This window comes from Streptomyces sp. NBC_01723, assembly GCF_036246005.1.
GTDB lineage: Bacteria > Actinomycetota > Actinomycetes > Streptomycetales > Streptomycetaceae > Streptomyces.
In genome coordinates, this window is the sequence record NZ_CP109171.1 from 4540549 (window position 1) to 4559565 (window position 19017).

18 protein-coding genes are annotated in these 19017 nt (G+C 73.0%); 8 read left to right on the plus strand and 10 right to left on the minus strand.

The window, feature by feature from the left end:
* Positions 1-181 precede the first annotated feature (181 nt).
* The gene (locus OIE75_RS21050; protein WP_329471800.1) at positions 182-859 is read left to right on the plus strand and encodes a M23 family metallopeptidase; all 678 of its coding nucleotides are present in this window, start codon (positions 182-184) and stop codon (positions 857-859) included.
* 25 nt (positions 860-884) lie between these two features.
* Here OIE75_RS21050 and OIE75_RS21055 read toward each other — a convergent pair whose 3' ends face one another.
* Positions 885-1502, minus strand: a complete 618-nt coding sequence (locus tag OIE75_RS21055) for a TetR/AcrR family transcriptional regulator (protein ID WP_329471801.1) — start codon at positions 1500-1502, stop codon at positions 885-887.
* Between the two features lie 167 nt (positions 1503-1669).
* On the opposite strand from OIE75_RS21055, the gene OIE75_RS21060 reads away from it, so the two are divergent.
* From OIE75_RS21060 to OIE75_RS21070, 3 genes are all read left to right on the plus strand, one after another.
* Positions 1670-3268 carry an MDR family MFS transporter gene (locus tag OIE75_RS21060; protein ID WP_329471802.1) on the plus strand — a complete coding sequence of 533 codons (1599 nt, stop codon included), beginning with the start codon at positions 1670-1672 and terminating at the stop codon, positions 3266-3268.
* Positions 3269-3508: 240 nt separating this feature from the next.
* Positions 3509-3919, plus strand: coding sequence for a helix-turn-helix transcriptional regulator (locus OIE75_RS21065; RefSeq protein WP_329471803.1), 411 nt, complete (start codon positions 3509-3511; stop codon positions 3917-3919).
* Between the two features lie 62 nt (positions 3920-3981).
* Entirely contained in the window at positions 3982-4428 is a 447-nt protein-coding gene (locus OIE75_RS21070) for a VOC family protein (protein ID WP_307018055.1), read from the plus strand.
* Here OIE75_RS21070 and cseC read toward each other — a convergent pair.
* The 5 genes from cseC to OIE75_RS21095 form a co-directional block, all read right to left on the minus strand.
* On the minus strand, positions 4425-5993 hold the full coding sequence (gene cseC / locus OIE75_RS21075) for a two-component system sensor histidine kinase CseC (RefSeq protein WP_329471804.1): 1569 nt from the start codon (positions 5991-5993) through the stop codon (positions 4425-4427). The genes OIE75_RS21070 and cseC overlap by 4 nt on opposite strands.
* Before the next feature lie 17 nt (positions 5994-6010).
* Entirely contained in the window at positions 6011-6715 is a 705-nt protein-coding gene (cseB, locus tag OIE75_RS21080) for a two-component system response regulator CseB (protein WP_161326591.1), read from the minus strand.
* 153 nt (positions 6716-6868) lie between these two features.
* Positions 6869-7534 carry a hypothetical protein gene (locus tag OIE75_RS21085; RefSeq protein WP_393568543.1) on the minus strand — a complete coding sequence of 222 codons (666 nt, stop codon included), beginning with the start codon at positions 7532-7534 and terminating at the stop codon, positions 6869-6871.
* Complete coding sequence (locus OIE75_RS21090; RefSeq protein WP_329471806.1) at positions 7522-8061, minus strand: SigE family RNA polymerase sigma factor; 540 nt, start codon at positions 8059-8061, stop codon at positions 7522-7524. The genes OIE75_RS21085 and OIE75_RS21090 overlap by 13 nt, the downstream gene beginning before the upstream one ends.
* Before the next feature lie 309 nt (positions 8062-8370).
* Entirely contained in the window at positions 8371-9303 is a 933-nt protein-coding gene (locus OIE75_RS21095) for an A/G-specific adenine glycosylase (protein ID WP_329471807.1), read from the minus strand.
* A gap of 118 nt (positions 9304-9421) precedes the next feature.
* Here OIE75_RS21095 and OIE75_RS21100 point away from each other — a divergent pair, with 118 nt between their 5' ends.
* Positions 9422-11131: a sensor histidine kinase gene (locus tag OIE75_RS21100; protein WP_329471808.1), complete on the plus strand. Its 1710-nt coding sequence runs from the start codon at positions 9422-9424 to the stop codon at positions 11129-11131.
* Positions 11128-11802: a response regulator transcription factor gene (locus OIE75_RS21105; protein WP_307014182.1), complete on the plus strand. Its 675-nt coding sequence runs from the start codon at positions 11128-11130 to the stop codon at positions 11800-11802. Before OIE75_RS21100 ends, OIE75_RS21105 begins: the two co-directional genes overlap by 4 nt.
* Positions 11803-11848: 46 nt before the next feature.
* On the opposite strand, the gene OIE75_RS21110 is transcribed toward OIE75_RS21105, so the two are convergent.
* Positions 11849-12493: a phosphatase PAP2 family protein gene (locus OIE75_RS21110; protein WP_307014183.1), complete on the minus strand. Its 645-nt coding sequence runs from the start codon at positions 12491-12493 to the stop codon at positions 11849-11851.
* A gap of 175 nt (positions 12494-12668) precedes the next feature.
* Between OIE75_RS21110 and OIE75_RS21115 the strand changes: the two genes are divergently transcribed.
* On the plus strand, positions 12669-13511 hold the full coding sequence (locus OIE75_RS21115; protein ID WP_329471809.1) for a hypothetical protein: 843 nt from the start codon (positions 12669-12671) through the stop codon (positions 13509-13511).
* A gap of 49 nt (positions 13512-13560) precedes the next feature.
* On the opposite strand, the gene disA is transcribed toward OIE75_RS21115, so the two are convergent.
* Complete coding sequence (gene disA / locus OIE75_RS21120; protein WP_307014187.1) at positions 13561-14685, minus strand: DNA integrity scanning diadenylate cyclase DisA; 1125 nt, start codon at positions 14683-14685, stop codon at positions 13561-13563.
* Positions 14686-14766: 81 nt separating this feature from the next.
* Entirely contained in the window at positions 14767-16176 is a 1410-nt protein-coding gene (radA, locus tag OIE75_RS21125; RefSeq protein WP_307014189.1) for a DNA repair protein RadA, read from the minus strand.
* A 175-nt stretch (positions 16177-16351) separates the two neighbouring features.
* Between radA and OIE75_RS21130 the strand changes: the two genes are divergently transcribed.
* Positions 16352-18109: a BACON domain-containing protein gene (locus OIE75_RS21130; protein ID WP_329471810.1), complete on the plus strand. Its 1758-nt coding sequence runs from the start codon at positions 16352-16354 to the stop codon at positions 18107-18109.
* 28 nt (positions 18110-18137) lie between these two features.
* Here OIE75_RS21130 and OIE75_RS21135 read toward each other — a convergent pair whose 3' ends face one another.
* Positions 18138-18950, minus strand: coding sequence for a hypothetical protein (locus OIE75_RS21135; RefSeq protein ID WP_307014192.1), 813 nt, complete (start codon positions 18948-18950; stop codon positions 18138-18140).
* Positions 18951-19017: the final 67 nt, after the last annotated feature.

Consider the following 19017-nt stretch of genomic DNA (forward strand, 5'->3'; position numbering starts at 1 on the left):
TCCGGAATGGCTGCTCTGTCAAGAGTCGTGAAGTATCGCGCTCAAGTACTAAATAAGGTCGTAGGTCACACCTTTGTGCGGTTCGGGTCCGCCGGGTTACCAAGGTTGAGCCCGGCCGACGAGCGCCCTGTGCGTCTCGCTCGGAGGGGCTTTCCTCTGTACCCGTCCCCATGAGGTTCGAATGTTTCCGCGTGTCACGTCCCGTTCTTCCCGTACGACCCTTCGCACCCGCGCCGCGGTGATGGCCGCCGGCCTCGGAGCCTCGGTCGCACTGGGAGCCGGGGTCGCGGCCGCCACCGGCACCACGGCGGCCTCCACCTCCTCCACCACGGCGAGCGCCGTCGAGGCCCAGGCCGCGGCGCAGGCCAAGGCGGCGAAGGCCGAGCAGGCGAGCGCCAAGCAGGCCACCGCCAAGAAGACGGCCACCAAGAAGAAGGCCGCCTCCTGGGTGGACCCGGTGAAGAAGTACAAGCTCAGCGCCAGCTTCGCCCAGAACGGCGGCATGTGGGCGAGCAAGCACAGCGGCCAGGACTTCGCCGTGCCGATCGGCACCAACGTCGTCGCCACGCACGGCGGCACCGTGGTCAAGGCCGGCGGCAACGGCGCCGGTGACGGCCCCGCCTACGGCAACGCGATCGTCATCAAGCACGGCAACGGCACGTACTCCCAGTACGCCCACCTGTCCAAGGTGAACGTGAAGATAGGCCAGGTCGTGAAGACCGGCCAGTCGATCGCCAAGTCCGGCAACACCGGTAACTCCAGCGGCCCGCACCTGCACTTCGAGATCCGTACGACCGCCAACTACGGTTCGGCCGTCGACCCGGTCTCGTTCCTGCGGGACAAGGGCGTGACCGTCTGACGGTGACCCGTCCGACGGGGACCGGCTAGGACCCGGGCCCGGATCCGGAGCCCTCGGCTCCCCGGTGCGCCTGGGTCACCAGGTCCGTGGCGACCTCGAGAACGGCAGCGCGCTGTTCCTCGGGGTCGCCTTCGAGGTCCCGGAGTACGAACATCCCGGCGTGCAGCGTGAACAGCGCACTCACACAGCGGACCTGGTCGACCAGGTCCGCTTCCGGGTCGATGAGGATGTCGCGCAGGCCGAACATGCGGGTCTTGAACAGCTCGCCGATGCGCAGGTCCCGTACGGTCGCCTGGTTCTCCTGCATGAAGCGGAAGAGCGGCGCCGCACCCGACAGCGCCTCGCTGTAGCGGCGGATGATCTCCTGCTTCGTCTCCAGGGTGTGCGGCTGCTCCCGCCCCCAGGCGATCAGGTCCTCCAGCGGTCGCGAGAGGTCCTCGAAGATGCTGACCAGGATCTCTTCCTTGGTCTTGAAGTGGTAGTACAGCGCGGCCTTGGTGACGTCCAGGGTCTCGGCGATCTCGCGCAGCGAGGTCTTCTCGTACCCCTGCTCGGCGAAGAGACCGAGGGCCACGTCCTGGATGCGCTGGCGGGTGTCCCCGCGGCGTCGCTGCTGCCTGGTGCCGTTCATCGTGCCGCCCATTCTCCCGCGCACCTCCTGTTCAGCGCACTCTGCCCGTTCCGCGCCCTTTCCGAAAAACTTACTTGACGACCGGCTAGTTACGCGACTACCTTCCCGAGTGCAGTCAACTTGCCGGGCGGCAAGTAAGTGGGACCGGAAGACAGCGGTAGCTGGGGGAAGTGGGAGCGATGGCGGAGATACCACAGGCGGGGACCGGTGAGGCCGGTGCCGGCAAGCAGCCGAGGAGCGTGCGGGTGGTCCTGCTCGCTCTCATGATCGCGATGATGCTCGCGATGCTCGACAACATGATCATCGGCACCGCGATGCCGACGATCGTGGGCGAGCTGGGCGGCCTGGAGCACCTGTCCTGGGTGGTCACCGCCTACACCCTCGCGACCGCGGCCTCGACCCCGCTGTGGGGCAAGCTCGGCGACCTGTACGGGCGCAAGGGCTCGTTCATGACCTCGATCGTGATCTTCCTGGTGGGCTCCGCGCTCAGCGGCATGGCCCAGGACATGGGCCAGCTCATCGGCTTCCGCGCCGTCCAGGGCCTGGGCGCCGGCGGTCTGATGGTCGGCGTCATGGCCATCATCGGCGACCTCATACCGCCGCGGGAGCGCGGCAAGTACCAGGGCATGATGGCCGGCGTCATGGCGCTGGCGATGATCGGCGGACCACTGGTCGGCGGCACCATCACCGACCACTGGGGCTGGCGCTGGTCCTTCTACATCAACCTGCCGCTCGGCGCGGTCGCCCTGGTGGCCGTCAGCGCCGTCCTGCACCTGCCGAAGAAGCGCAGCCAGGCACGGATCGACTACCTGGGCGCCGCGCTGCTGACCATCGGCATCACGGCCATCGTGCTCGTGACCACCTGGGGCGGCACCGAGTACGCCTGGACCTCCGCGCGGATCATGGAGCTGATCGGCATCGGCGTCGCCGCGCTGGTCGGGTTCGTGTTCTGGCAGACCAGGGCGGCCGAGCCGATCGTGCCGCTGCACATCTTCCGCAGCCGCAACTTCACGCTGATGTCGATCATCGGCTTCATCGTCGGCTTCGTGATGTTCGGCGCCACCCTCTTCCTGCCGCTGTACCAGCAGTCGGTGCAGGGCGCCTCCGCGACCAACTCCGGGCTGCTGCTCCTGCCGATGCTGGGCGCGATGCTCGTCACGTCGATGGTGGCGGGGCGGGTCACCACCAACACCGGCCGCTACAAGATCTTCCCGGTGCTGGGCGGCGCGCTGATGACGGTGGGCCTGTTCCTGCTCTCCCTGATGGACACCGACACCACCCGCTTCACCTCCGGCCTGTACATGGCCGTCGTCGGTCTCGGCATGGGCTGCCTGATGCAGATCACGATGCTGGTGGCGCAGAACAGCGTGGAGATGAAGGACATGGGCGTCGCGTCCTCGTCCACCACCCTCTTCCGCACCCTCGGCTCCTCCTTCGGCGTCGCGATCATGGGCGCCCTGTTCAACCACCGCGTCCAGGACGTGATGGCGGAGCGGGCCGGGGCGCTGGGCTCCAAGGTGACGGAGCAGTCGGCGCAACTGGACGCGGCGAGCCTGGCCAAGCTGCCGGAGGCCGCCCGCGACGCCTACCAGCACGCGGTGTCCTCGGGCACCCACGGCGCGTTCCTGCTCGGCGCCGTGGTGGCGGTCCTCGCACTGGTCGCGGCGGTCTTCGTGAAGGAGGTCCCGCTGAAGGGCGCGGGCCCGCAGCCGGCCGACGCCCCGGCCGACGGCGACGACGGGAAGACGGCGAAGGCGCCGGTGACCGAGACGGTCTGACCGCACGGAGGCCGAATCCGCGGCCTTCCGCCAAGACCTCCGGGTGGCACCGCCCCCGGGGGTCTTCGCCGTACCCGGCGGTGCGCACCCCTTGCGCGCTGTGACCGGCGCGAAGGAGAGGTACTCGCCGCCGTCCGCGGTGAGCACGTCGATGCCGCGCCGGTCGGGACGCTCCAGCCGGCCAGTGCGCGGCGCCCGCGCGGGCCCGCCGATGTCGGTGCCCCGTGCCACCATCGGCCCATGGACAAGCTGCGGCAGCTGCGGCTGGCGAAGGACGCCATGGACCGCGACTGGGCCGACCCGGCACTGGACCTGGACGCGGTCGCGGCCCACGCCGGGTACTCGCGGTACCACTTCCTGCGCGCCTTCAAGGAGGCGTACGGCGAGACACCCGGCCAGTACCTCACCCGCCGCCGCATCGAGCGCGCCGAGGACATGCTGCGCACCGCCAACCTGTCCGTGACCGAGATCTGCCACCTGGTCGGCTTCAGCAGCCTGGGCACTTTCTCCAGCCGGTTCAAGGCCAGGACCGGGCTGCCCCCGAGCGAGTACCGGACCAGGCACGTGGGCCGGGGGACCGCCCTGATACCGGGCTGCTACGTCATGCACTGGGCGGGCGGGGTGCGCCGCAATTCCGGAGAAGCGGGCTGAGGACGATGCTGCCTACCGTGGCAGAGCAAGCGAAACCGGCCACGAAACAGCAGGAGCACGCCATGATCAAGGGCCTCGCCATCTCGACCGTCTGGGTCCTCGACCAGGAGCGGGCCAAGCAGTTCTACACCGAGAAGCTGGGCCTCGAGGTCCGCACCGACATGACCATGGGCGAGGGCGGCATGCGCTGGCTCACCGTCGGCTCGCCGAACCAGCCGGACGTGGAGCTGACCCTGATGCTCCCGAACGGCCCGGCGATGGACCCCGAGTCCGCCGAGATGATCCGGAAGCTGGTGGCCAAGGGCGCGCTCGGCGCCGGCGTGCTGACCACCGACGACATCCACGGCGACTACAAGAGGCTCAAGGACCGCGGGGTGGAATTCCTCCAGGAGCCGCAGGAGCGCCCGTACGGCACCGAGGCGCTCTTCCGGGACGACTCCGGCAACTGGTTCTCCTTCACCCAGCCCCGCGAGGGCGGCCTCGACCTGGACCAGGACTTCGCCTGTTAGCCGGGGCCGGGGGTCGCCCGGTCCGGCAGCATCGGATAGCTCCCCGTATTCGTCGGCGCGTGCTCCGGCAGCCACAGCACCGCGACCGCGCCCTCCGCCGGGACGTGGTCGGGGGCCCCGGCGGGGCGGACGTTGCGGAAGGTGAGGCGGGCGCCCAGGACCCGGGCCTGGCCGGCCGCGATGGTCAGGCCGAGCCCGTGCCCGCGCCCGGCCCGGTCCGTGCTGCCGGTGCGGAAGCGGCTCGGGCCCTCGGCGAGCAGGTCCTCGGGGAAGCCCGGCCCGTGGTCGCGGACCCGGATCACCCGGCCCTCGACGCTGACCTCGACGGGCGAGCGGCCGTGCCGGGCGGCGTTGGCGAGCAGGTTGAACAGCACCCGCTCCAGGCGGCGCGGGTCGGTGGTGACCGCCGACTCGTGGATCACCCGCACCTCCACGGCCGGGTCCTTCGCCGCCACCCGCCGGGTCACGAAGTCGCCCAGCATCAGGTCCTGGAGTTCGGCCCGCTCCGAGGCCCCGTCGAGCCGGGCCACCTCCAGGACGTCCTCGACGAGGGTGCGCATCGCCTTCGCCCGGTCCAGGACCAGCTCGGTCGGCCGGCCCGGCGGCAGCAGCTCGGCGGCGGTGAGCAGCCCGGTCACCGGGGTGCGCAGCTCGTGCGCGATGTCCGCGGTGACCCGCCGCTCGGCCTCCAGCCGCTTCTGCAACGCGTCCGCCATCGCGTCCACCGCGCTCGCGAGGTCGTCGGTCTCGTCCCGGACGACCCCGCCGATGGCGTCCCGGACGCGCACGTCCGGCTCCCCGTTGGCGACCTGGTTGGCGGCCGCCGCCGCGTCCCGCAGCCGCCGCGACAGCTGGCGCCCGATGAGCACCCCGAGCGCGCTGCCGCCGAGGACCACCGCGATGGAGCCGATGACGAGGGCCTGGTCGAGATCGGTGAGGATGTCCGCGCTGCGGTCGGTGAAACCGGAGTGCAGGGACATCACGTGCCCGTCCTTGAGCGGCACCGCGGCCCAGATGTCCGTCACCCCGTCGTCCCGCTCGGTGACGTACGTCGCCCGCTGCCCGGCCTCCACCCTGCGGCGCAGCTCCACCGGCAGCTCGGGATCGTCGATCTTGGCGTTGGGGAAGTTCTGCCGCCCCGACAGCTCGTAGTTGCGCTGGGCGATCAGGATCCGGTCGTCCGCGAGGTCACGGGCGTTGTCCAGCATCGACACCCGGGCCGCGTTGTGCACGACCAGGCTCAGGACGACCGCCACCAGCGCGCCGACCAGGGCGATCGCCGCGCTGAGCTTCCAGCGCAGCCCGGTGCGGATGCCACGCGCGCGCAGGCCGCGCGGACGTGTGCCGTCCGGACGCGGGCCGCGCGAGCCCGGCCCGTGCGGACGCGGGCCGTGCGAGCCCGGCCCGTCCGGACGTCGGCCGTTCGAACCCGGCCCGTTCGAACCCGGCCCGTGCGGACCCGGACCGCGCGTACCGCTCTCCGGTCTCGTACCAGTGTCCGGCCCCGTGCGGCCGTCCGCGCGCCCCGCAGGCGAGGCGGTCCGGCGTCGGAAGAACCCCCGCATATCCCTGTGTCCTCGCCTCAGGCCTTCAACTTGTAGCCGAAGCCGCGGACCGTCTCGATCCGGTCCTGGCCGATCTTGGTGCGCAGCCGCTGCACGTGCACGTCGACGACGCGGGTGTCCCCGCCCCAGCCGTAGTCCCAGACCCGTTCCAGCAGCTTGTCGCGCGAGAGCACCGTCCCCGGCGCCGAGGAGAACTCCAGCAGCAGCCGCATCTCCGTCGGCGTGAGCGCCACCGGCCGTCCGGCCCGGCGCACCTCCATACCCTCGGTGTCCACCTCCAACTCGCCGAAGGTGAGCACGCCCCCGGTGTCCGCGTGGTCCGCCGCGTCCCCCCGGTCCCCGCCGCCGGCGTGGCCGAAGCGCCGCAGCACCGCCCGGATCCGGGCGACCAGCACGGCCCCGTCGAACGGCTTGGTGACGTAGTCGTCGGCACCGGCCTCCAGACCCAGGACGACGTCGATGGAGTCCGCCCGCGCCGACAGCATGATCACCGGCACCGTGGACTCGTCCCGGATCCGGCGGCACAGGCTCACCCCGTCGAGCCCCGGCACCATGACGTCGAGCAGCGCGATGTCGGGCCGGTCGGTCCGGAAGGACTCCAGGCCGGACAGCCCGTCGGGCATCGCGGTGACCGCGAAGCCGTCCCGCTCCAGGGCGAGCTGGGTGGCCTCGCGGATGACGTCGTCGTCCTCGACGAACAGGACGTGGGTCTGGTCTGCCATCCCGGTGCTCTCAGTCCTCGTTGTGATGGGGTCGGGGGCGGTCGCCGGACGCGGGTGCGGTCACGGACGCCCACTGGGACGGACGCCCGGGCCGCGCAGCGCGTTCACCCGGTCATCGCGGCGAGCCGCCCGATCGGTTCACGCCCGCCCGCCTCAGCCGTCCGCGTCCGGGACCGGAGTCGGTGCGTTGCCCGCGGCGTTGCTGTAGTCGTTGTGGGTGCGGTACTGCTCGGCGAACCGGCCCGACGCCCAGCGGTACGTGATCACGTTCTCGCCGGACGGACTGGACACCGGGTCGCCCCGCTCGTACACCTGCTTGGTCACCACCAGGTCGCCGCGGTCGATCTCCGCGTAGACCGGAGGCTCCTCCGTCCGGAACACATTCTGGTACGCGCCGTCCCGCTCGCGGTACACGTAACTGCCCACACCCACCGCGTCACCGCACGTCAGGACGTTGACGACGACGTCCTCCGCCGTGCCGCCGGTCAGCTCGCCGTACGACACGTCGACGGGGTACTCGTCGGCGACGCACGGCTTCAGCTCGTGCTTGACCTCTTCGGAGACCTTGGGGTCCGACTTGACCAGCCGCACCGCGTCCACCCGGTCGGGGACCTTGGAGGGGGAGGCGGCCGGCGAGGAGGAGGCGGCGCCGCCCACCGCGTCCGCGTGGGCCGCGCCCTCGTCGCGGGTGCCGGTGCCGCCGGCCGCGCAGCCGGACAGACACACGCCGAGGGCGACGAACACGGCCACCGCCGCACTCGTCGCCTGCGTGCCCCTCCGGGTCTCCCCGGGTGATCGACCGACGGTCAGGCCGCGCAACGCTCCCGCTCCTCACGCTCCAGCGCCCGTGCGTCCAGATCGCGGGTGACCAGCTCCTCGCGGAGCCGGGCGAGCGCTCGGTGCAGCGTGCTCTTGACCGTGCCGGCCGACATGCCGAGGGCGGCGGCGGTCTCCTCCGTGGACATCTGCTCCCAGTGTCGCAGCACCACGACGCTGCGCTGCTTCGGGGCGAGCACCTTCATGACGTCCATCAGCAGGGCGCGGTCCGCGTGCTGCTCGGTGGAGTCGTCCACGCAGGACTCGGGGAGCTGCTCGGTCGGCACCTCCTCCAGCTTCCGCGCCCGCCACCACTCGGTCCGCGTGTTGATCATGACCCGGCGCAGGTAGGCGTCGGCCAGCCGCTTGTCCTCGATGGTCGACCAGCGGCGGTACGTCCGCGCCAGCGCGGTCTGCAGCAGGTCCTGGGCGTCGACCGGATCCGGGACCAGACGCCGGGCACTGCGCAGCAGCGCGTCCTGCCGCGTCCGGACGTACTCCTCGAACTCGAGCACCTCGCCCATGGTCAACCGCCTTCCGATCCCCGTACTCCGCCGGTGTGGTCACCGCCGGCCCACTGCCTGTGATCCCTGGTCCTGCCGTGCCCGCCGGGCACAGAAACGAAGGTAGGGAAGCGTTGTCACGGCGCTGTGCGGAGCAGCCTGCGACGAACACTCGGCTGTCCGTCGGTTGTGTAACGGAAGTAGGAACCGGGTAAAGCGGCGCGCCACTTGATGGAGACAAGTGGCGATTTGTCCGTTACCAGGGCTGTAACCGGGGCCGACGGGGCTGGTGTTTCTGTGACACCGGCACCGCCGCCCCTGTGGCCCCGCTGTCCGTCAGCTCAGCGGCAGCCGGTACAGCCCGTCCGCCAGCGGCTCCACCAGACCGTCGGACACCAGGCCGTCCAGGGCGCGGGCCCGCTGGACCGGCTCGTGCCACACCTGGTCGAGCGCCGACTGCGGCACCGGCCCGGACGCCTCCCGCAGCACCGCGAGCAGCCGGCCGCGCACCTGCCGGTCGGTGCCCGCGTAGGTCTGGCCGCGGCGCGGCGGTCCGTCGTGCGCGGGCTTGCCGGCCAGCCGCCAGGCGCACTGCCCGGCGATCGGGCAGCGCTGGCACGACTCGTTCTTCGCCGTGCAGACCAGCGCGCCCAGTTCCATGGAGGCGGCGGCCCACCGGGCGGCCCTCGTCTCCTGCTCCGGCAGCAGCGCGCGCGCCAGCTTCCGCTCGGCGGCGGTGGTGGCGTTCGGCGGGTACTGCACGCCGGTGACCGCGCGGGCGAACACCCGGCGGACGTTGGTGTCCAGCACGGGGTGCCGCTGGCCGTAGGCGAAGGAGGCGACCGCGGCGGCCGTGTACTCGCCGATGCCGGGCAGCGCCAGCAACTGGGCGTGGTCCGCCGGTACGTCGCCGCCGTGCCGTTCCGTTATGGCCGCGGCGGCACCGTGCAGCCGCAGGGCGCGGCGCGGGTAGCCGAGCCGGCCCCAGGCGCGGACCGCCTCGCCGGGCGCCTCGGCGGCGAGGTCGGCGGGGCGCGGCCAGCGCGCCAGCCACTGCTCGTAGACGGGCTGGACGCGGCTCACCGGCGTCTGCTGGAGCATGAACTCACTGACCATCACGCCCCACGCGCCGGCCTCCGGGCGCCGCCACGGCAGGTCGCGGGCGTGCTCGGCGAACCAGTCGATGACGGGGGCGTGCAACGGCACGCCGGACAAGGCGGCGGCGGGGTCGGAGGGGCCGCTGTGCGAGGACTTCGTGGGCGCAGTCATGACCCTCCGATCCTGCCACGACGAGACCACCCCACGGGTGCACCGCCACCCCGTCGCGTCCACGACACCTGACGATCGGCAGGGGCGCCGCCCCGCCCGCCGCTTGTAGCGTCGGCCCATGGAAGGTACGAGCCCGGCCGCCGACGTCGGGATATCCGCCGCCGGAGTCGCCGGCACCCCGGCGGGCGCGCAGCCGCGCGCCCCCTTCACGCCTGGCTCGCGCGCCCCCGGCTCGCGCTCCGCACGGCTCGCCCCCGTCGGTCGCGGTGTGCTGTTCTGGTGCGCCCTCGCCCTCCCCGCGGTCACCGCCGACCGGATCGGCCTCAACGAGCCGCGCCCCCTCTGGCAGCAGCTGGCCGGGCTGGGCGTGCTCGCGGTGGCCGCCGCGCTCGCCCGGCGCCGGCCGCTCGCCGCGTTCGCGCTGACGGCGGCCCTGGGCCTGGCCGGCGCCCCGGCACTGTTCAGCGTCTCCTACGGCCCCGCGCTCGCGACCCTCGCCCTGCTGCTCGGCCTGCGCGCCCCGCGGCCGCACCCGGCGGTGGCCGTCCTCACCGGCACCGGCGTCGTCGGCGCGGCGCGGATCGCGCTGGTCGGAGTGGACCCGGCGCCCGAGGCGCTGGTCCTGACCGGCACCCTGCTCTTCGGCTGTGTCCTCCCCTGGCTGGGCGGACGCTACTGGCGGCAGAGCCGGGCGCTCGCCGAGGCCGGCTGGCTCCGGGCGGCCCGTCTTGAGGACGAGCAACGGCACGCGGAGGAGCGGGCGAGACTGCGCGAACGGGCCCGGATCGCGCAGGACATGCACGACTCCCTCGGCCACGAGCTGAGCCTGCTCGCGCTGCGCGCCGCCGCCCTCCAGGTCGCCCCCGGCCTCGGCACCGGCCACCGCGACGCCGCGGCCGAACTGCGGGTCGCCGCCGCCGACGCCACCGACCACCTGCACCGCATCATCGGCGTCCTGCGCGAGGACGACGAACCCCTCCCGCTCACCCCGCCCGGCGAGACCGTCGAGGAACTCGTCGCCCGCGCCGCCGAGTCGGGACTCCCCGTGCGCTGGGAACCACGGCACGGCCCCGTACCGGCCGCCGAACCCGGCGGCCTCGCCGACCGGCTGCTCCACCGGATCGTGCGCGAGGCGCTGACCAACGCGGCCCGGCACGCGCCCGGCGCCCCCGTCGTCGTGGCGGTCACCGACCAGGGCTCCGGAACGACGGTGACCGTCACCAACGCCGCCGCCACCGGCCCCGGTTCCCCCTCCGCGGGCGGCTCGGGCCTGCTGGGGCTGCGCGCCGCCGTCACCTCGGCCGGCGGCGACTTCACGGCGGCCCCGCACGGCGACGGCTTCCGCGTCCGGGCCCACGTCCCGGCCGGGCCGACCCTCGCCGCCCCCCTCGCCCCCTCACCCACGGCCCCCTTCGCGCGCGCCCGCCGCCGCGTCGCCCTGGGCCTGGGCGCCGCCGCCGGTGCCGGCCTGGTCCTGGTCGGTGCGGCCTTCGCCTGGTACGCCTACACCGAGACCCGCTCGGTCCTCACTCCGAGCGCCTACGCGCAGTTGCGCCCGGGAACCGCCTACGACGAGATCGCCCCCGTACTGCCGGACCGCGAGGCACACGACCCGCCCACCGACCGCGCCCCCGCGCCGCCGCCGGACGCCGAGTGCCGCTACTACCGGGCGAGCGGCGAACTCCTCGTCTCCATCGACCACTTCCGGCTCTGCTTCGACGACCGGCGGCGGCTCCTCACGAAGGACGTCGTCCCCGGGGTCGACAGCGAACGCGCCGGCACGCACCGACAAGCCGACACGCACCGACAAGAGGAGTCCGCACGGTGATCCGGGTCCTGCTGGCCGACGACGAGGCGATGGTCCGCGCGGGGGTGAGCGCCATCCTGGCGAGCGGCGGCGAGAGCGAGGTCGTCGCGGAGGCGGGCGACGGCCGCGAGGCGGTCGAACTGGTCCGCGCGCACCGCCCCGACGTGGCCCTCCTGGACATCCGCATGCCCCGCCTGGACGGCCTCACGGCGGCCGAGGAGATCGTACGCACCGCCCCCGGCACCGCCGTCGCCATGCTGACCACGTTCTCCGAACAGACCTACGTGGCCCGCGCGCTGGCCGCGGGAGCCACCGGCTTCCTGCTCAAGTCCGGCGACCCGTACGAACTGATGGCCGGCGTACGGGCCGTGGCGGAGGGCGCCGCCTTCCTCTCCCCGAAGGTCGCCCGGTACGTCGTGGAGGACCTCGGCCGCGGCGGTGGCAGCGGCCGGCTCGCCCGCGAGGAGCACGCCCGCGCCCGCGTGGCCCGGCTCAGCCCCCGGGAACGCGAGGTCCTCGGCCTCGTCGGCGCCGGTCTCTCCAACCCGGAGATCGCGGCCCGGCTGCATCTGGTCGAAGGCACGGTGAAGGCGTACGTGAGCGCGGTCCTGGACCGGCTGGAGGTACGCAACCGGGTCCGGGCCGCGATCGTGGCCTACGAGGCGGGACTGGTCGAGGCGGACGACGCGTAGGCCCGCCCGCCGCCCGCCGCCCGTCCGCCCGCCGCCCGTCCGCCCGTCAACGGCGCCGGTGCGAAGCGACGTACGCGCCCGGCGCCACGGCCCCCGGCCCGGTCAGCCACCGCACCACCGGCGCCGACGAGCCCCGCATCGCCTCGGCCAGCCGCGTCGCCGGCCGTATGCCGAGCCGTACGGCCACGGCGGCGACGACCGCGCCGAGCAGCAGCCCGGCGACGACGTCGTGCGGGTAGTGGACGCCGACGAAGACGCGGGAGAAGGCCATGAGCAGGGCGAGCGGCGCCGTCACCCGGACCGCGGTCCACCGCACCAGGGCCAGGGCGACGGCCGCGCCGCCCGCGATCGTCGCGTGGTTGCTCGGGAAGGACCAGTCACCGGTCGGCGGGCACTCCGCCAGCGAGGGCACCGCCCCGGCGACCGCCCGGCACGGACGCTCCTCCTCCACAACGGACTTGAGCAGTTCACTGCACACATACGCGACAGCCGTGGCCACAGGTGCAAGTACCGCGATCGCGAACGCCCGTGGGTCGCCGCGCCGCGACCGCCACCAGGCGACGACGAACAGCGCGCCGAACACCAGGATTCCCGCCTCCGTCCCCACCTCCGCCGTGTGCTGGACCCACGTCGGGGTGTCCTGGGCGAAGCCGGTGATGTCGCGGTAGAGATCGTCATCCTCGAAGGTCATGCTCACGGACGGTAGGCGGCTGCTTGAAACGGTCACACCCTGCGATCGACACGTCCGACACCTGACGATCGGCAGGGGGGCGGGGTCGGTCTCCGGGATGATGATCCGTAAAAGTTGCGGGCCTGAACGGCGGGTGGGACAGGGGAACGCGCGGATCTCTCGTACAGTTTGCGCCGTGGGATCTCTGCGCAATCCGGTCGGGCCGCTTCCCTCCTCCATCTACTGGCGACGGAGGGCCGTACTGCTGTCCCTGTTCGCCCTGTTGGCGTTGCTGATCACGTGGATCGTGGTCTCCGGCGGCGGAGGCGGCGGCAAGGGGCGCGACGACGGCGCCGACGGCAAGAATCCGGCCCCGTCGATCACTCCGGGACCCTCGGGGTCCGGGCCCGCGATCAGTGAGGCCCCGGGCGGCCGCGACGAGTCGGGAAGCGCGGACTCCGGTGGTACGGGGTCGGGTTCGGGTTCCGGCGGCGGCGAGGACGGCTCGGGCGAGGGCGCCGGTTCCGGCGAGGACGCCGGCAACCCCGGCAGCGCCGGTGGCGGGGGAGCCGGGGGCGGCGCGGCGACGGGCGTCGGCGCGGGAGACGCGTTGCCGGGCGGTTCCGCCCTGCCCAACTGCACCCCGGGCGCGGTGAAGTTCAGCCTGCGCAGCGTCCGCAACAGCTACACGCCCGGACAGACCCCCGCCTTCGAACTGACCGCGCGGAACACCTCCGGCGGCGACTGCAAGGTCGACCTGGGCCCCGAACACGCGGTGTTCACCATCACCCCGGCCAGCGGCGACGACGTCTACTGGGCCTCGGACGACTGCGTCGAGGACAAGAGCAAGGCCAGCCTCCAGTACCGGGTGGCCGCGAACAGCGGCATCACCTACACCGTGAAGTGGGACCGCAAGCCGAGCGCCCCCGAGTGCGGTACGCCCCCGGCGGGCTCGGCCAAGGCGGGGACGTACCTGGTGGAGGCCAAGGCGCCCGGTTTCGAGAAGGTCCGGACGTCCTTCGTGCTGAAGAGCGACTGAAGCGAGGCCGACGCCCCGATCAGGCGTAACGCCCTCAGACGTAACGCCCTCAGACGTAACGCTCGAGGATCGACGACTCCGCGAGCCGCGACAGCCCCTCACGCACGCTGCGCGCCCGCGCCTCGCCGACGCCGTCCACCGTCTGGAGGTCGTCCACGCTGGCGGCGAGCAGCTTCTGCAGGCCGCCGAAGTGCTCCACCAGCCGGTCGATGATCGCGCCCGGCAGCCGCGGCACCTTCGCCAGCAGCCGGAACCCGCGCGGCGACACCGCCGAGTCCAGCGTCTCGGGAGACCCGGTGTAGCCCAGCGCCCGGGCCACCGTGGACAGTTCGAGCAGCTCGGCATGGCCGAGCTTGTCCAGCTCGGCGAGCGCCTCGTCGACCGTGCGGGACCGCTTGGCGGTCGGCTCGGGCACGTAGTCCCGTACGACCAGCTCGCGCTCCGGCTCCACGCCGGCGATCAACTCGTCCAGCTGAAGCGCCAGCAGCCGTCCGTCCGTGCCCAGCTCCACCACGTACTCGGCGATCTCGGTGGCGATCCGGCGCACCATCTCCAGCCGCTGGGCGACCGCAGACACGTCCCGGACGGTCACCAGGTCCTCGATCTCCAGCGCGGAGAGCGTGCCGGCGACCTCGTCGAGCCGGAGCTTGTAGCGCTCCAGGGTGGCGAGCGCCTGGTTGGCCCGGGACAGGATCGCCGCGGAGTCCTCCAGCACGCGTCGCTGCCCGTCGACGTAGAGGGCGATGAGCCGCATGGACTGCGAAACGGACACGACGGGGAAGCCGACCTGCTTGCTGACCCGGTCCGCCGTACGGTGCCGGGTACCGGTCTCCTCGGTCGGAATGGTCGGGTCGGGCAGCAGCTGCACGCCCGCCCGAAGGATCTTCGACAGGTCCGAGGAGAGCACGATCCCGCCGTCGAGCTTGCACAGCTCGCGCAGCCGGGTCGCCGTGAACTCGACGTCCAGTACGAAGCCGCCCGTACACATCGACTCGACGGTCTTGTCCGAACCCAGCACCATCAGACCGCCGGTGTTGCCGCGAAGGACCCGTTCCAGGCCGTCCCGCAGCAGCGTGCCGGGCGCCACGGCGCTCAGCGAGGCGCGCATCAGGCCATCGGCACCGGCACTCCCACCGGACTTTCCGGGAGCTGCTGCCCGGTCGTTGGCTGCCACTGCACTCCTCCGGTCGCAGGTTCTTCTGGTGCGCCCGTGTCGCACACTCGGTCGTACGGACGGGCGAGACCAGGGCAAAGTCTACCGGCGGTCCTCCTCCTCCCGTGGGGCGTCTCGCCGACGCGAGCGCGGAAGCACCCGCAGGGCGTCCCCTATGTCCGCGACTTCCAGGACCTTCATGCCGTCGGGAACCCTGCCGGGGTCGCTCGGTACCAGGGCGTGCGTGAAGCCCAGCCGGTGCGCCTCGGAGAGCCGGCGCTGCACGCCCGTGACCCGTCTCACCTCTCCGGCGAGGCCGACCTCACCGATCGCGACGAGGTTCTTGGGCAGCGGAGTGTCACTGGCCGCGCTGGCCAGCGCGAGCGCGACGGCGAGGTCGGCGGCCGGCTCGGACAGTTTCACCCCGCCCACGGTCGCGCTGTAGATGTCCCTCTTCCCCAGCGCACTGATCCGACCACGCTGCTCCAGCACCGCCAGCATCATGGACACCCGGGACGTCTCGAGCCCCGAGGTCGTACGCCGGGGCGACGGAATCTGGGAATCCACGGTCAGCGCCTGCACCTCGGCCACCAGCGGCCGGCGGCCCTCCAGGGTGACGGTCAGACACGTACCCGGCACGGGTTCGGCACGCCGGGTGAGGAACAGCCCGCTGGGGTCGGCGAGCCCGGTGATCCCCTCGTCGTGCAGTTCGAAGCAGCCGACCTCGTCGGTCGTCCCGTACCGGTTCTTGACGCCCCGCACCAGCCGCAGCCGCGCATGCCGGTCACCCTCGAAGTGGAGCACCACGTCCACCAGGTGCTCCAGCAGCCGCGGCCCGGCGATGGCGCCGTCCTTGGTGACGTGCCCCACGAGCAGGGTGGACATCCCGCGCTCCTTGGAGGCGCGGATCAGGGCGCCCGCCACCTCCCGCACCTGCGCCATGCCGCCGGGAGCGCCGTCGATCTCGGGAGAGGCGACGGTCTGCACGGAGTCCAGGATCAACAGGGACGGCTTGACCGCGTCCAGATGCCCGAGCACCGTCGAGAGATCGGTCTCGGCGGCGAGGTAGAGGTGATCGTCGATCGCGTCGATCCGGTCGGCCCGCAGCCGCACCTGACTCGCCGACTCCTCACCCGTGACGTACAGCGTCCGGTGCTCGTCGCTCGCGGACTTGGCCGCCACGTCCAGCAGCAGGGTGGACTTCCCGACCCCGGGCTCACCCGCGACCAGCACCACGGCACCGGGCACCAGCCCGCCGCCCAGCACCCGGTCCAGCTCCGGCACACCCGTCGACCGCGCGGTCGCCTGCCGCCCGTCGACCTCCCCGATCGGCACCGCGGAGGTGGTCACGCGCCCCGGCGACGTCGTCCGCACGGCGGGCGCGCCGTACTCCTCGACGGTGCCCCAGGCCTGGCACTCGGGACAGCGACCGAGCCATTTGGCCGTCTGCCAGCCGCACTCGGTGCAGCGGAAGGACGGCCGTTCCTTGGTGGACTTCGCACGAGCAGCCATGCACGAACCGTAACGGCCCCCACTGACACCCCGGCGCGGGCGCGGTTCCGGAGGCACCCCGCCCTCCGGAACAACCGCCTCCTGTCCCCTTATGAGGGATCGTTTCACCCGTACGGATTAAAAGTGCCCAACGCGCCAGTTCGCGCCACCCACAGCCCCCTACGGTCGCCGAGTGATGAGGAGCAGTCCGGAGACCACGACCCGCACGACCGGCGCACACCGAGCGCACCGGGAGGCGCGTGACCGCGCGGCGGCGCGTTCCCTGGCGCAGCGACCGCCGGCGCGCCACGCCGCGTACGACGCGTATCTGGACGGCCTGTTCACGTACTGCCTGTCCGTGCTCTGCGACCACACCGCCGCGACCGCCGCCCTGGGCGACGTCCTGGCGCTCGCCCAACGCCGCGGCAACCGCGGCCCCGGTTCCGCCCAGGACCGCAGGGCGTGGCTGTACGCCCTGGCCCGCTGGGCCTGCCTCCGCAGGCTGACCGAGGCCAAGCAGAAACGTCAGAGCAGTCATGCGGCAGGCCGCCCCACCAGCGCCGGCACGAGCGACACCGCCACCGAAGCGACGGCCACCGACACCCCCGACGACAAGACCCGGCAACGCCACCGCGGCGAACTCGCCCAGCTCGCCTGGCCGGAGGCCGCCGGCACCACCCCCGAGCAGCGTGAGGCCCTGGAACTCGCCGTCCGGCACCGCCTGGCCCCCCACGAGGTCGCCGCGGTCCTCGGCATGGACCTGGCCGCCACCCGGGAACTCCTCGCCTCCGCCGCCTGCGAGGTCGAACGCACCCGCGCCGCCCTGGCCGTCGTGGAGACCGGCACCTGCGCCGGCGTGGCCCGCCTCACCGGCGACAACCGGTACGTGCTCAGCGCCGCCCTGCGCCGCGAACTGGTCCGGCACGTGGACGACTGCCCCCGCTGCCGCCGCACGGCGGAACGCGCGATCCCCGGCCGCTGGCCCGGCACCAGCGTCACTCCGGCCGAACTCCCCGTCCTGGAGGCCCCCCGCACCGCGCTGCGGAGCGCCATGGCGCACGTCCCGCGAGCCCGGACCGCCGCCCCTCGCTTCGACCGCCGCGGCTTCCCCATGGACCCCAAGGACCGCGCCGCCCGCCGGGACCGGCTGCGCGCGCGTGCCGTCACCACCACCGTCGTCGCCACCGTCGTCGCGGCGCCCGTGCTCGCCCTGTGGGCGGCCTACCGCGGCACCCCCGTCGTGGAGGGCGAGGACGGCCGCTCGTCCAGCGCCAGCGAGGCACGGGGCCCCGACGGCCTGGACGGCGACGCCACCGGCGGCGGCTACGAGAACGCGGGCAACGCCAGCACCACCCCCGGCACCGGCTTCGGCAAGAACGGCGAGGCCGACGTCTCCGTGGAGGTCGTCAGCGTCTCCGGCGCGGGCGAGAAGAGCGCGCTGAGCGTGACGGCCGGCCACGACGGCGACACCACGCTGGTCACCCTGACCGCGACCGGCGACGCCCCGGTCCGCTGGTCCGCCTCCGCCGGCGCGTCCTGGCTCTACCTGAGCCAGTCCTCCGGCACCCTGCGCCCCGGCGAGTCCCGCACGATCCGGGTGTACGTCGACCACCTGCGCGAGCCGTCCGGCCACTGGGTCGCCCGCGTGGCGGTGTCGCCCGCCGGCGCGGTCGTCTCGATCGAGGGGTACGGCACCGCGCCCGGCCCCTCCCGCCCGGGCCCGCGCCCGCGCCCCAGCACCCCGGACCACTCGCCGTCCCCGTCCGACCCGGACCCGGACCCGGACCCGTCGCCGTCGACGTCGCAGCCCGACCCGGACCCGACGCCCACCGAGGACCCGTCACCGACACCGCCCGACCCGGACCCGACGCCGACCGGCCCGTCCCCGACGGGCGGCACCGGCTCCTCCCCCCTGCCGAGCGACACCGGCGAACCGGGCCCGTCCACCTCCTAGGACGGGGAAGGCGCGGCGTACGCGGCACTCAGCGAGCGGGATCCGCCGGATGCGGCGCCACCAGCGGCAACTGCGAGGCCAGCCGCTCCTCGCACAGCTCGACCAGCCGGTCGTACCCCGCCTTGCCCATCAGCTCGATCAGCTCGGGCCGGTACGAGACGTACACCGGGTCGCCCGCGCCGTGCGCCGAGGTCGCCGAGGTGCACCACCAGTGCAGGTCGTGCCCGCCGGGACCCCAGCCGCGCCGGTCGTACTCACCGATCGACACCTGGAGCACGCGCGTGTCGTCGGGCCGGTCGATCCACTCGTACGTCCGCCGCACCGGCAGCTGCCAGCACACGTCCGGCTTGGTCTCCAGCGGCTCCCGCCCCTCCTTCAGGGCCAGGATGTGCAGCGAGCAGCCCGCGCCCCCGGCGAAACCGGGCCGGTTCTGGAAGATGCACGAGCCCTGGAAGGGACGGGTCTGCCGGGAGCCCTCGTCGTCCTCGGAGGTCCAGCCGTCCCGCGTGCCCTCGGCGTGGTGCTGCCAGATGTCTGGCGTGAGCCGCGCCACGTGCTCGGCGACCCGCCGCTCGTCGTCCTCGTCGGAGAAGTGCGCGCCCAGCGAGCAGCACCCGTCGTCCGCGCGGCCCGCCTGGATGCCCTGGCAGCCGCTGCCGAAGATGCAGTTCCAGCGGGAGGTCAGCCATGTCAGGTCGCACCGGAAGACCTGCTCGTCGTCCGCCGGATCGGGGAACTCCACCCACGCCCGGGCGAAGTCAAGGCCCTTCTCGTCGCCCATTACGCGCCTCTTGTCCTTCTTGGCCGACTTCTCAGCCTTCGCCTTTTTCGTCTTTGGCACGGCTCCAGGGTAAGACGCCGGAGGCGGATGACGGCACCGCCGCCCGCCCCGCTGGCAGTAGCGTTCC